We start from the raw sequence: 12,275 nt of genomic DNA on the forward strand, positions 1-12,275 counted from the left end.
CGAATAGGACGGGCATCGGATCAAAACCACACACGTTGGGGCGCCACCCCATCAATCGTTAGGTCGACGAAGCGGGGGTGTTGGCGCACATGCGGCGGTTTCAGCCGGTACGCTACGCAGACGCGTCGTCCTTGTGCCCATTCCCATTGACCCGCCTGTCGCCCGTCCAGCCACCGCCTAGTACAACTGTCGTTGCCTGTTGGGACCGGCCGCAACGAAATGCATGTCGCTTCGCGGCCGCGGTCCCCGCTGCGCTGGCTCAGCCGATACCCAGCTTCGCAGTAATAGGGCTCATACCCCGGACGAGACGCGCGAAAACCGATACCGCTACAGACGGGGAAGGACCGCCCCTTCGCCAAATGTTTCCAAAGCTTGTGGATTGACGGCCGGCATTCCGCAAACTCGGTTGGGCCGCCAGGGTTCGACAGGCAAAGAAGGACTTCACATGCCCAATTATCCGCATAGGATTTAGTCTCGCACACGGCATATATTGCAATCGACAAAGAGCCGGACAGGACGATCTTAGAGATGCTGAAAACCATGCGAAAACCTCGCGGAGCAACTAGTGAGACCTTGGGGGAGCGATTTGTCAGATCGCCTGCGTGTCACAAAAATGACAGTTAAATCCATGCCAACGTCATTTGACGCCCGCTGGCAGAGCATTACGTTTTCGTCGCTCGCAATGAGCGAGATCATGGACAATCCGGTAGAGGGAGAGACCCCGCAGGCTCGCCTCAAGCAGCTGGGAATGCTGAGCCTGCTTTATACCTTGCACCTGGCCAACATCCCGCTGACGCTGACAAACATCACGGAAAAGACAGGATTGACGCGGGGCGGAGCGGCAGAACCGATCGACCAGCTGGTTGCCCGCGGCCTTTTGAGGGAAGGCTGGGCGAAGAACGCGCTCGGACGGGGCAAGGCCCGCGAATTCGAGATATCGGATACGCTCTTTGCAAGACTGAAACAGGCCAGCTCGCCTTGAGCGCCAATAGACTTTTAGTGATCATAGCCGGTTCACTCCATTGGGTTGAGGCGGAAGCGGCGGCCTCACTGGCGTGAGAAAGCCCATGTTTCGCGCATGTCGCTACACTGGAATTGAAGGTCGCCCTTGTTCACGATGGTGCGGAAATTGCAGGCGATCGAACTTGGCGGCATGCCACAGCAGCAAGGTCGGAAGCGTCGGGTGGATGGAACTAAGCTCCACGGCCAGAACGTCTTCGATCGCGATACGCGTGAGGAGGTCACTTGCCTCCACAAACAGAAACAATCGTTTGCCGCGCGCCCACATTGTGATCCTCCCACCAGCGACAAATTTAATGAGATCGCCTTCGTCCGTCTGGAGCAGTTGGCCAAGTGCCGGACGTTCTGCCAGGCGTCTGACGACATATGCGGCGCCTGGAACCTCAATGCACAGCTCACTGGCGGTCGTGGGTAAGCCGAATTTAGCGTTGGAAGTCAGCATTTGCTCCCACCCCCGCTTGCTCGAACTCTTCGAGGACGGCTACGATCGCTTCGCCGATTGCCTTGATATCATCCTCGCTGTGTCCCGCTGTCGGACATATGCGCAATCCGGCGCGGCCTTTTTGAACGGTCGGAAAGAAAATTGCCGATGTGTAGAATCCTCTATTCAGCAAAGTTCTCGCCGCCGCGATTGCTCTTAATTCGTCACCGATCTCGACTGTTCGTATCGGCAGAGAGGAGCCGCGCTGCTGGGTTGGAACGAGGCAGTCAAAAAGAGCAATGCGTGACTGCAGCCCGAGCTGGAGATTTTGGAGTTCCGGCGTGCGATGCAAGGCTTGGGATGCGAGTGCGGCGCCGATCGCCGCTACATTCAAAGACGCAGAAAATGCATGAGCAACCCCGAACCTTCGAAAAAGCTGCTCCTGATGGTCGTTGCCGAGCATCAGCAACCCGCCTGAGGCGCCAAAACCCTTGCCCAGAGATGCTGCAATAATCGTGCGGTCACCGAGCGAACCGTCAATCTGCGACCGGGCATAGCCTTCGCCGTTACCTCCGAAGATGGAGATGCCGTGGGCGTCATCGACATAGAGGAACAAGCCGTAACGGTCTTGCAACTGGCGCAGTTGTTCGAGCTTGACACAACCTCCCATGGAATAGACGCCGTCGCAAATGTAGGCAACTGCAGGATATTTTTTACAAAGTGCCTCGAGCGCCTCGATGTCATTGTGCTCAATCGTTTCGACCTTGGTTTCACCAGCGAGCGTTCCCTTGTGATAGGCAAGCGTCGCATGGGCGAGGCGGTCAAAAACCATTACGGGCTTGGCGCCACCTGTCAGGTGACCGGAAGCGATCAACGGAAGTGCACTCATGTTTGCGGCCAGTACAGTGCTGAACGCAATCACGTGCGCATTGAACAACTCTGACAGGGCCATCTCGAGTTCGCCGATGATCGCGAAATTGAGGCGGGTTCGCGCGCAAGACCAATGCAAGGCGCCGTAATTGATCAGCGCTTCGATTGCGCCATCGATAATCTTCGGATGATTATCGAGCCCCAGATAGGAGCAGCGCACGAAATCAACGACACGGCGCTCGCCTTCATGCGGTAGAACGACAGCCCGACCGACTGAAGGGCGCGCATAGAGCGCCATGAGCCCATGGAAATGCGCAGCATCGAAGTGGCTTCGCGAATGGCGGATGAGACTATCGGTATTCCGGCGAAGGCTCCTACTTGCGCCGTTCGGACCGGTTTTGGTGTTTATCGACATTTCGTGCCTCCAGAACATGAATTGAGTGGAGACTGGCTGTTGTAACGATCCTATTCAACGAAGCATTGCGCAAATATTTTTGAATCTTCTGCAAAATACAAAAAGAGTAGCTTAAATAATAACTCACATTTCACTGAATTATAAGATACTAAATTCAAGACAGACAGTATTACTAAATCAACCTTCGCCCATAGACGGCTTGAGTTCCACGACGTAGCCTGACGCCCTGACTGTGCGGATGAGATTGCCGCCGGTCAGGCGTCGCAGCGAACGACGCAGGTGGCCGATGTGCACATCGACGGTGCGCGACTGAACATAGAGGTTTGGCGGCCAGGCGACCTCGATCAATTGTTGGCGGGAGAAGACGTTGCCGGGAGCCTCGAGAAGCCGGCTCAACAACTTGAACTCGATTGGTCCGAGTTGCAGCTCGCGCCCTTCATATATCACCAGCCGCCGCCCCACCCGAACTTTCAATCCTCCAAATGCCAATGTATCCGCCAGCGTGTCCGTCAACGGCGGTTCTGTTGCCGCCGGCCGTGCGGCGATATTTGAAAGAGAATGAAGATAATTCAATAGCCTGATGGGCAACACGGGCCGAACGAAGTTTTCATCTACGCCGGCCTTCAAGAGATCCAGATAATGCCGCTCCTCGCCGGCTGCAACGAGGGCTATTGTTGGGATTGCGGCAGTGATCTCGTTGGATCTGATCGCCGCGGCTGTCCTTAAAGTCGATGCCGCGTCTGTGCCTGTATCCAGGATAATCACCTCCGGCTTCATCGCCGCTGCTTTCTCGACGACCTCTTCTTCACTGGCCAGCACGGTTCGGAAGCCATCGACGTTCAGGATGTGCGTGAGCAGGAGGTAGATGTCCACGTTGCGCGGGCAAATAAGGATCAGAGGTTTCATTGCGCAGCCTCCGCGGCTGTTCTTCGCTGGCGTTTCATCGTTGCCTCATGCTTTTGATGTCACAAACTAACTTACTATCAGAATCCACCAACTCGCTGCACCCCTCAAATTGTACTGTGTATTTCGCTATATGTTTGGATTTTGCAATAATGTTCGCAATCATTGATGCAACAAAAGATTGCCAAAGCCCGAGCTTTGCCGCTATCTTAGGGCTATCGATAGCCGACGAGGACAAGCGTTCGTTGTCGAATAATGTTGCCAGGGACGACACGATAAGAACCGCCAAGCGGCTTCTGTGGCTCACGGATACGGAGTTCCAACGTCCGGCAACATCAACATCACCTGCCGGACAGCAGGGAGATTGAGCTTGTCCAAAATTCTCGTTAAATCGTCCGGCATCAGCGATACGGCCGGTAAGGACGGCATCTGGAAAAATTTCAGAGCCGAGGAGGCGGTCACCGCCGCAATCGATCTTTATGGGCCGCAGGCCGCGACAGCCGCCGCCTATTGCGCACTGGACGCCTGGACTGAGGCGCGTAGTGATGACTACAAATTCTGGTTTGGAGTATTTTCAACGCTGAAAGATCGCAAGACGACTTAGTGTGAGTGGAGAGTGCTCGCTGGATGGTGCAGGGAGGCACAGCGCTATTAGACGAATGCCGCCCTAGGCTGCCACCGGCTTCAGTGAGACGGTTGTGGCGGAGGATCGTGTGTCCTTCGGCAGGAAACCGAAGGCGTGGCCACTCACTTCCCCACTCTACGCCAGCTGCCCTCGCCTCTGCTTCCGAACAAAACCAGCGCACTCCGTATTGCGGAGAGATCTTTGTCTGACCAGGAAGATGATGGGTGCGTGTGCTGTCGAGCGCTCAAGCTTGTCGTGCATTGGCTTCCCACATTGAAAACCCCAAGCTGCGCTCCATGTTTCTAAGTGAAAGCCACACTTAGGAGGGGTCTGCATGAACCGGAATACCGTAATTGGCCTAGTCGTCGCTGTTGTGATCATCATCTTGGCGGTGATGTTCCTAATGCCAGGGACGAACGACACCGCGACAGAAACGGCAACTCCGCCGGCAACCACTACGGAACCGTCAACAGCGCCGTCTACAACTACTCCGTCCACCACGACTCCATCCACTACGGAGCCGACTACGACCGCACCATCAACAACTCCGTCCACTACCGAGCCATCGACAACGACGCCGTCGACGGAGCCATCGACTACCCAACCCTCAACCACCCAGCCGTCGACGACAACACCGGCGCAATAACAAAGGCGGCCGCTCGATCCTGTAAACAGGAGAGCGGCCGCTCAATCGCCGTTTTGCCAGAGGAGGCGCGCCGCCCCAATTGGGTAGCCCAAAGTGGCTATGTCTTAGTTTATTTCCCGCTACATTAGACTTTAGTAGGATGGCCGAATGTAAATCGCCGGGAGGTCGACATGGAGCGTATAGAAACCGAGAAACTTGCTGCTGAGGCAGCAACGAAAGTCTGGTCAGTGACCGATTTCTGCAAAAAACACCGCCTCTGCTACGAGGAGGAGAAGAGGCTTAGGTACCTATTCGGTCACTTTGCTACTGCCCGCGAGTTGCTACACAACGCAAACCGCACGCCGAAATGGCGGACCTGAGCAGATGTCGAAGCAGGAAGCAGTATTTATCGAGGTTTAGTCTGCCCTGATGAACAGAGCTCCTACGAGGCCGATCACGACAACACACTGCAAAATATACATCGGCCATTCTTCTGACATCGCGGCATCCTCCTGCGGGAGGATCTATGCCGATTGCAACAGACTTAAAGGGTTGGTTCGACGGTGACGATGAGAAGAGGATCGGGCGTCTGTCGACCGGTTCTAGGATTCTCACTTCGTCGGCTTTTTTCTCGAGCAAGGCGAGCGATATGTGCGCCGCCCAACGACGCGCGGGGTCGGTGCATTGACGTGCCGCAGTGCTGTGCGCGCTAGCCCGCTAGAAATTAAAGTAGATTGTGAGGCCCGATCGACGCTGGTAGCGGTAGCCGTCGTAGTACCCGTAATGGCGCAGGTAGCACCTGCTGTAGTAACCGCAGGAACGCCAAGCGTGCCGCCTATCCCAGCCGCGATCCCACCGACGATCCGCGCGCCATTGAAGATGACGCCAGTTGGTTGACCTGTTGGACACTGAGAGATCGCCAGGGGTGCACTGGGTCGCCACGCAAGCTGCGCATCCTGGATAATCGCGTAGCGACGCTCGACGGAGTCGAATTCTGTGATCAGTCCTTCTCCGCAGTAAAAATCTCGACCAAAACAACAGACCCTTTTGATGGGTTGGAAAAAGCCGAAAGCTCTATTAATATATCCCTTAAAGGGGATTATTAAATGCGTTTGACTGTCGAAGCATTCTGGAGAAGCGACTGGCGCGAATGCGGCACAATTGAGATCCTCGACGCCCAGCTTGGTTATCGGGGGCCGTCGATCGTTGAGTATGACATCGACTATTTCGCCAATTTCGCCGCCGCAGATTATAGTGCCAACGGTGAGGTAGGCGACGCCAGAGCCATGTCTGTCAGGTTCCCTGTAGACCTTGAGAGTCGATATCTGGCGACTTGGCCTCCTTTCCTACTGGACCTCATGCCACAGGGGCACGCGCGACGTAAGCTCGCGGAGCACCTTGGGCTGCATGTGGATGACCGTGAATCCGACCTCCCACTCCTTCTGAGAGCAGCGGGCAGCCCGGTGGGCAACGTCCGCATCAAGCAGGCAGCGGAGGCTGAACGGGAACGACTTAAGAACGTGACGCGCGCTGGGGTCACTGAAGACGACATCTTCAATCGCAGCGAAAAATTCATCGAAGTCGTCGACCGGTTCGGCATGATCGCCTCAGGATCGAGCGGCCTGCAAGGCGAATGGCCGAAGGTCGCTCTAACACAAGCGGTCGATGGTCTCTATTATCCAGACGCGTTTGTGAAGGACGACGAAGCCATCCGACACGTAATCGTAAAACTACTCAGGAGCAGCAACGAACGCGATCGGCTGATCCTGGAGGCGGAATCCGGCTATTCGCGCGTTGCCAAAGAGCTCGGCCTGCGGGTTCATGAAGTCTCGGCCTATGAGCAAGGGGTGTTGATGATCCCGCGCTTTGATCGGGAAATCCAAGGAGGGCTGCTATGTCGCTTCGGCCAGGAAAGCATGGTTTCTAGCATTGGTGTCGCGCAGTTCGGACACAACGCAGACCACGAAGACTATGTGAATGTCTTGAAGCGCCATTCGGACCAACCATTCATCGATATCGTGGAATACGCGAAACGCGATCTCACCAATAGAGCGATGGGCAATCCTGACAACCATGGACGGAACACCGCTCTGCGCAAGACTCCTGGTGGAGATATCACACTTGCGCCGCTGTTCGATTTCGCGCCGATGCGTCTTGCGATCGAAGGCATCGCCAGATCGACGAGATGGGGAGTGATGCGCGACACACACCGCGACAGCGATCCTGATTGGTGGCAGGTCTGCCGTGCAATTTTCATGGAGGACGAGAGAGCAGCGGCCGCGCTTCTTGAGGAGATGGCGACGTTTGCAGAGCGGCTTGCCAACGCACCGAAAATATCGCTGGCAATGGGAGTGCCCGCGGAAGTCGTGGATTTCGCAATGTCAGGGTGCGCCGAGCTTGTTGGAAAGGTGCTGGACGCAGCCGCTTCAGCGCCGGGGGTGTGAGAATATGCCTCGATGGAAGAAACCCACCAAGGAAGAAACGAGGGAATTGAGACGGCGCCTGGCTGAAAGAGCGGCGGCTGGGGATCTGCGACTTCCCCAGGCTGTTTCTGAGATCCGAAGGGCACTTGGTTTGAACCAAAAACAATTTTCGGAACTGACTGGCATCACGCGCAGACAAGTCGCTGAGATTGAAACCGGGAAAGCAAATCCGACTGTCGACACGGTTGCCAAGATCGGGCGGCTCTTTGGATTCACGTTGGGGTTCGTCCCGAAATCACGCCTGGATTCGCCGGCCGAAGATCACAAATAGGAAGAGTTCTGCAAAGCCATTAAATCCGCTCAGTCAATGCGATGGCAGGTAAAGCGCGTACCCGACAGAGCGAACGGTTCGAATGACATCAGCCCCCGCCCGCTTCATTGCTCGTCTTATATGTCCAATGTGAATATCAACGGTTCGCGGTTCGACCTCTGCATCGGGTGGCCAAGCAGCGGCAATTAGGTCATCGCGGGTATGGACAACGTCGGGAGCCCGCATCAGGCACAGCAACAGACGAAACTGGAGTGCCGACAGAAGGACCGGGTGGCCGTCTCGCTCGACGCGAAGCCGACCGAGGTTCATTTCGATGTCGGCGTAACGCAATATCGTTGGTGTTTGCGTGCTGGATTGCGCCGCCACATCGGCGCGCAAACCGCGCAGAAATGCAAGCAACCGCTCCGGATTGAACGGACGGTGTATGATGCAGTCCACGGTTGACGCGGCCAGGCGATGACCGTCGCCGCCGTTCGCCGTATTCACGAGAGACACAACCTTTGCCTCAGGCTTTGTGTTGGCCCTGATGCGGGCGCAGACGGCAGATGCATTCATGTCGGGATCAGAGCAGTCGACAATGACCGCTAGCGGTGGGGCAAGATGAACACGGCTCAGCAGCTCGGTCAAACGGTTGGTGTTTTCGGCCGAGAAACCTTCAAGCGTGAGGATGTGTTTAAGAAGCAGGTAAAGCTCCGCGTCTTCGGTATGGATAACTATTCGCCCGTTCATCTATCCTCCTTTGCGGAAAACGCTCAACTTCAGCCTCACGCTGGCGCGTACTCGCCGCCATTGACATCCAAGATTGCCCCGTTGACGAAGGCGGCTTCATCGCCGGCGAGAAAGCCTATGGCAGCGGCAACTTCGTTCGGGACGCCCATTCGGCCAGCGGGAATGCGCGCAATAGCCGCCTGATTGGTTGGGGCGCTGATAGCACCGGCCATGGCGGTCGCAATTCTGCCCGGAGCAACGACGTTGGCTGTGACGCCGTGGGCGCCATAAGGCCAGACAAGCGAACGCGCGAGACCAGCCATTGCTGCCTTAGAGGTTACGTAAGCGCTACCGGCGATGCGGGGAAGCGTTCGCCCGGCGATCGAACCAACGAACACGATGCGTCCGAATCCATGCCGGACCATGCCTGGCAACACCGCCTGGCAGCACAACATTGCACCGGTTAGATTGACCGAAAGAACTGAGTTCCACTCTTTAAGGTCGACCTCATCGAAGGGGGACGGACCGTCGACACCCTTCGGCGAGACCCCGGCATTGCAAACGAGAACACCAGCACTTCCCCAGCTTTGCTCGAGCTCACGAAAGAATGTGGTGATCTGAGGTGGTTGCACGAGATCAACGGTGCGCGCGAACAGGCGCTCAGCACCAAATTCACGGGTAAGATCGTCTTTGGCGTTTCGCACATGCCCTTCGTTTTGACCGAAGATCGCAACCCGGTGGCCGCGTGCGAGAAGGTATTGGGCTGTTGCCAGCCCAATACCTGTCGTGCCGCCGGTCACCACGGCGATCCTTTCCGTTTGGCGATTTGTCATGCTGCCGCATCCATATTGGCAAAGAGAGAAAGAGGAGGATGTGCTTCCGGGTCTGTCATGACCTCAATCAACATTGGTCCCTCAGCATTGATGCTGCTTTTGAGCAGATCGGCCAGATCACAAGGATCTTCAACGCGGACCGCGGGGCAGCCGCAAGCCTTGGCGATCTGCACATGGTCGACGTCGGCGAAATGGCATGCCGTCGTGTATCTGCCGAATTTCACGGTCTCCGCATCCCGTTGGAAACCAAGGATGCCGTTGTTCAAAACGATGATGAGAACGGGAAGTTGCATGCGCACCATGGTTTCGAGCTCCGCCCAACTATGGGCGAAGCCGCCATCGCCAACGAGAGCAACGACAGGGCTTTGTGGACGGGCAGCCTTAGCGCCGATCGCGAGCGGCACACCCCAACCAAGTCCTGCGAGACCGCGAGGCGTGATAAACCGCATGACGCCTGGTGCACGCAACTGCCCGACAACCCACATCGAGGAATAGGAGGCATCGGCGACGACCATCATGTCAGCGGTCAGTAGGGACTGAAGCTCGGCCATCACTCTTTCCGGACGGATGGGCCCGGAAGTCGCGGTTGAAACGTCTAAACGATCACGTTCGAACGCGGTCCAGAAGCCTTTGATGCGCTCCTCCAATCGCGCACGATCGCTATTGCGACGCGTAAGGTCGACGCGACCAAGTGCTTCCCGAAGGGCCGAAAGTGTTTCCGCGGCGTCGCCAACGAGGCGGATTGCCTCATAATTCCGTCCGATCTCTGCCGGATCGACATCGATATGTACGATTGTCGCAGAGGTTGGAATTTGGCGCCAGTTGTCCGTTCCATTTTGATTGGTTCGCGTACCGACCAGAAGGACAAGATCAGCTTCTTCAATCAATGGCAGCGAGTGACGTCCGAGCGAGCGTGGGCCGGTCAATGATCCAAGGACACCGGCAGACAATGGATGAAACTCATCGACCACCCCCTTGCCCATATTAGTGGTTATCACCGGCAGGCTTGCTTCATGCTGCAAGGCTGTCAGCTCTTCTGCGGCGCCTGAGCCATGCACGCCGCCACCTGCAACGATGATAGGCGCCTTCGCCGATGCAATTCGCCGTGCCACCTCATCGAGGGCTTCTTCAGAGGGACGCGTGCGATCAAGTGGCCATCGGCCGAGGCATTTTGATCTCGAAAGGGTGGCCGGCTGAGCCGGCGCGCGCAACAGATCGGCAGGTAGGAGCAAGACTGCTGGCCCCGGGCGGCCGGATGCAGCTGCGGTAAAGGCGGCGTCGATATAGTCGTCAATCCGGTCTGGGACTTGAACGCGCCGGACCCATTTGGCGCAGGATTGAAAGAGCGCGATCTGGTCGAAATCCTGGAATGCGTTTCTGTCCGCCTGGTCGCGTTCCACATCCTGAACGAGCGCAACGATCGGAACACTCGCCTTTAAGGCTTCCGCAAGAGGCGGGACAAGAAGTGTCGCGGCAGGACCGTTCTGGGCGGCAACCACAGCGACTTTGCCTGATATGCGGGCATATCCGTCGGCCATCGCCCCGCCCATGTTTTCTTGCCTATAGGCGATCTGTTTGATGCCGGCCGCCTCCGCTGCGAGAATAACTGCCGAGGGAAGGCTCTGGGCGAAGATGACTTCCACCTGGTGGCGGCAAAGGATGCGGGCAATGCGCTCGGCGACAGTTTCAGTTGCGGCATTGGTCATGATTGCGCCCTCTCGTTGGCGGCGTGAACACTCAGGAAATCATCGAAGGCAGCGAGGATGAGGTCGATGTCGCTGTTGGTCATTGGTGTCGAAAGGCTGGCTGCGGCGCCATGGGGAAGGAGGATGCCGCGTTGAAGGAAATGCCGTGCAAGTCCCCTCATCACGAGGCCTTCCGCATCGCTCAGCAAAGCTTCTCGAAACTCGGTTGGTGCATTGGTTTTGGGGTGTATTCGAAACAGCGAAGCTGCGCCGGTGACAGAGAATGGCGCGTCAACGCGGCTGATGCTGCTTCGAAGGCCGTCACGCAGCCGTTCTCCAAGCGCCTCCAGGTGATTGAAGCTATCATGTGTCATTGCTTCCATGGCGACGCGACCGGCGACCATGGAGACGGGATTGGCGGAAAATGTGCCGCCCTGCAGCAGCAGAGGCTTGTTCACCTGTGTACCAAAAACCCGCATGATCTCTTCACGTCCACCGATCGCGCCGATCGGGAACCCACCACCGATGATTTTGCCGGCCGTGACGAGATCGGGGGTGAGCCCGTATCGCGGCGAGGCTCCTGCGTAGCCCTGCCTGAGATTGAGAACCTCATCGGCGATGATGAGAATGCCATGCTTGCGTGCAGCCGAACTCAGTGCCTCGATGAAGGTGGCATTGGGATGAAGAAGACCGGCGCGGCTGGGCATCGGATCGATCAACAGGCAGGCGACACGGTCACGCAAGGCGTGTAGGCGTTGCTCAAGTCCGTCCACGTCGTTGAAGCGAATGAGATGGACGTCATCGGCGACACTTACAGGAGTGCCATGGTAGGCAGGTATTGCCCGTGGGATGGCTGCCCGATCGTCTGGGTTTGAGGCCACCGCCTGCCCGGCCTCGGCCCAATCATAAGCGCCGTGATAGGCCCCTTCGACCCTGACAATTCCAGGTCGGCCCGTGAATGCGCGGGCGGCTTTGATTGCGAACATCACCGCTTCGGTGCCGCTGTTGACGAAGCGCACCTGTTCGATGGCCGGGATACGATCAACAAGCAACTCGGCAAGCCCGATCTCGTGTTGCGTCGGGTTGGCAAAGCACGTTCCCGTCCGCATAAGATCGCTTGCAGCCTGACGGACCGGCTCGAAGCCGTGTCCATGAATAAGGGTCGTAAAGTTATTGTTGAGGTCGAGGAGACGATTGCCATCGACGTCAACCAGATAGGCGCCCTCCCCGTACGCGACGTAAAACGGGATAGGATCTTTCTCCACCGTGGCGCGGGTCACACCACCGGGGAAAACCGGCACTGCGCGACGGAATAGACGTGTCGATTTAGTCCGTGCAGGCGAGGCCTGCGCGGCATGAATTCCTTGAACTGACATGGCTTGGGCTTTCTGAGCAACAAATTCGGCTCGTCGTTTG

14 protein-coding genes are annotated in these 12,275 nt (G+C 57.0%); 7 read left to right on the forward strand and 7 right to left on the reverse strand.

Annotation, left to right across the window (positions count from 1 at the left end):
- Positions 1–628: 628 nt before the first annotated feature.
- Positions 629–982 (forward strand): MarR family transcriptional regulator, encoded by a 354-nt coding sequence (locus BKP54_RS27855; RefSeq protein ID WP_057206320.1) that lies wholly within the window; start codon positions 629–631, stop codon positions 980–982.
- Positions 983–1,084: 102 nt separating this feature from the next.
- Here the strand turns inward: BKP54_RS27855 and BKP54_RS35445 are convergent, their stop codons facing one another.
- The 3 genes from BKP54_RS35445 to BKP54_RS27870 all read right to left on the reverse strand — a co-directional run bounded on the left by BKP54_RS35445 (position 1,085) and on the right by BKP54_RS27870 (position 3,632).
- Positions 1,085–1,462, reverse strand: coding sequence for a hypothetical protein (locus tag BKP54_RS35445; RefSeq protein WP_128090506.1), 378 nt, complete (start codon positions 1,460–1,462; stop codon positions 1,085–1,087).
- Positions 1,443–2,726 (reverse strand): aminotransferase class I/II-fold pyridoxal phosphate-dependent enzyme, encoded by a 1,284-nt coding sequence (locus BKP54_RS27865; RefSeq protein ID WP_084815211.1) that lies wholly within the window; start codon positions 2,724–2,726, stop codon positions 1,443–1,445. The genes BKP54_RS35445 and BKP54_RS27865 overlap by 20 nt, the downstream gene beginning before the upstream one ends.
- Positions 2,727–2,903: 177 nt before the next feature.
- Complete coding sequence (locus tag BKP54_RS27870) at positions 2,904–3,632, reverse strand: response regulator transcription factor (protein WP_084815212.1); 729 nt, start codon at positions 3,630–3,632, stop codon at positions 2,904–2,906.
- A gap of 149 nt (positions 3,633–3,781) precedes the next feature.
- On the opposite strand from BKP54_RS27870, the gene BKP54_RS35450 reads away from it, so the two are divergent.
- The 6 genes from BKP54_RS35450 to BKP54_RS27895 all read left to right on the forward strand — a co-directional run bounded on the left by BKP54_RS35450 (position 3,782) and on the right by BKP54_RS27895 (position 7,633).
- Positions 3,782–3,997 (forward strand): hypothetical protein, encoded by a 216-nt coding sequence (locus tag BKP54_RS35450; protein WP_128090507.1) that lies wholly within the window; start codon positions 3,782–3,784, stop codon positions 3,995–3,997.
- A 2-nt stretch (positions 3,998–3,999) separates the two neighbouring features.
- Entirely contained in the window at positions 4,000–4,233 is a 234-nt protein-coding gene (locus BKP54_RS27875; RefSeq protein ID WP_057206315.1) for a hypothetical protein, read from the forward strand.
- Positions 4,234–4,560: 327 nt separating this feature from the next.
- Entirely contained in the window at positions 4,561–5,028 is a 468-nt protein-coding gene (locus tag BKP54_RS27880; protein WP_158071729.1) for a hypothetical protein, read from the forward strand.
- A 42-nt stretch (positions 5,029–5,070) separates the two neighbouring features.
- Positions 5,071–5,259, forward strand: a complete 189-nt coding sequence (locus BKP54_RS36810) for a hypothetical protein (RefSeq protein WP_084815213.1) — start codon at positions 5,071–5,073, stop codon at positions 5,257–5,259.
- Positions 5,260–5,985: 726 nt separating this feature from the next.
- A complete protein-coding gene (locus BKP54_RS27890) occupies positions 5,986–7,323 on the forward strand; it encodes a HipA domain-containing protein (RefSeq protein ID WP_084815214.1) in 1,338 nt (445 codons plus the stop codon).
- Positions 7,324–7,327: 4 nt separating this feature from the next.
- A complete protein-coding gene (locus BKP54_RS27895) occupies positions 7,328–7,633 on the forward strand; it encodes a helix-turn-helix transcriptional regulator (RefSeq protein WP_025428883.1) in 306 nt (101 codons plus the stop codon).
- Between the two features lie 33 nt (positions 7,634–7,666).
- Here the strand turns inward: BKP54_RS27895 and BKP54_RS27900 are convergent, their stop codons facing one another.
- The 4 genes from BKP54_RS27900 to BKP54_RS27915 are packed head-to-tail and all read right to left on the reverse strand — an operon-like array spanning position 7,667 to position 12,235.
- Positions 7,667–8,362 (reverse strand): response regulator transcription factor, encoded by a 696-nt coding sequence (locus BKP54_RS27900; protein ID WP_084815215.1) that lies wholly within the window; start codon positions 8,360–8,362, stop codon positions 7,667–7,669.
- Between the two features lie 35 nt (positions 8,363–8,397).
- Positions 8,398–9,174, reverse strand: coding sequence for a 3-oxoacyl-ACP reductase FabG (gene fabG / locus BKP54_RS27905; RefSeq protein WP_057215245.1), 777 nt, complete (start codon positions 9,172–9,174; stop codon positions 8,398–8,400).
- Entirely contained in the window at positions 9,171–10,880 is a 1,710-nt protein-coding gene (locus tag BKP54_RS27910; RefSeq protein ID WP_084815216.1) for an acetolactate synthase catalytic subunit, read from the reverse strand. Before BKP54_RS27910 ends, fabG begins: the two co-directional genes overlap by 4 nt.
- On the reverse strand, positions 10,877–12,235 hold the full coding sequence (locus BKP54_RS27915; protein WP_084815217.1) for an aspartate aminotransferase family protein: 1,359 nt from the start codon (positions 12,233–12,235) through the stop codon (positions 10,877–10,879). Before BKP54_RS27915 ends, BKP54_RS27910 begins: the two co-directional genes overlap by 4 nt.
- Positions 12,236–12,275: the final 40 nt, after the last annotated feature.

The organism is Ensifer sp. 1H6, assembly GCF_001976035.1.
Lineage (GTDB): Bacteria > Pseudomonadota > Alphaproteobacteria > Rhizobiales > Rhizobiaceae > Ensifer > Ensifer canadensis.

Bases quoted from the DNA above. Each gene is read 5' to 3' on its own strand.
- BKP54_RS27900 (WP_084815215.1), bottom strand. From the start codon at position 8,362: ATGAACGGGCGAATAGTTATCCATACCGAAGACGCGGAGCTTTACCTG.
- fabG (WP_057215245.1), bottom strand. From the start codon at position 9,174: ATGACAAATCGCCAAACGGAAAGGATCGCCGTGGTGACCGGCGGCACG.
- BKP54_RS35450 (WP_128090507.1), top strand. From the start codon at position 3,782: ATGTTCGCAATCATTGATGCAACAAAAGATTGCCAAAGCCCGAGCTTT.
- BKP54_RS27910 (WP_084815216.1), bottom strand. From the start codon at position 10,880: ATGACCAATGCCGCAACTGAAACTGTCGCCGAGCGCATTGCCCGCATC.
- BKP54_RS27915 (WP_084815217.1), bottom strand. From the start codon at position 12,235: ATGTCAGTTCAAGGAATTCATGCCGCGCAGGCCTCGCCTGCACGGACT.
- BKP54_RS27855 (WP_057206320.1), top strand. From the start codon at position 629: ATGCCAACGTCATTTGACGCCCGCTGGCAGAGCATTACGTTTTCGTCG.
- BKP54_RS36810 (WP_084815213.1), top strand. From the start codon at position 5,071: ATGGAGCGTATAGAAACCGAGAAACTTGCTGCTGAGGCAGCAACGAAA.
- BKP54_RS27865 (WP_084815211.1), bottom strand. From the start codon at position 2,726: ATGTCGATAAACACCAAAACCGGTCCGAACGGCGCAAGTAGGAGCCTT.
- BKP54_RS27890 (WP_084815214.1), top strand. From the start codon at position 5,986: ATGCGTTTGACTGTCGAAGCATTCTGGAGAAGCGACTGGCGCGAATGC.
- BKP54_RS27870 (WP_084815212.1), bottom strand. From the start codon at position 3,632: ATGAAACCTCTGATCCTTATTTGCCCGCGCAACGTGGACATCTACCTC.
- BKP54_RS27895 (WP_025428883.1), top strand. From the start codon at position 7,328: ATGCCTCGATGGAAGAAACCCACCAAGGAAGAAACGAGGGAATTGAGA.
- BKP54_RS35445 (WP_128090506.1), bottom strand. From the start codon at position 1,462: ATGCTGACTTCCAACGCTAAATTCGGCTTACCCACGACCGCCAGTGAG.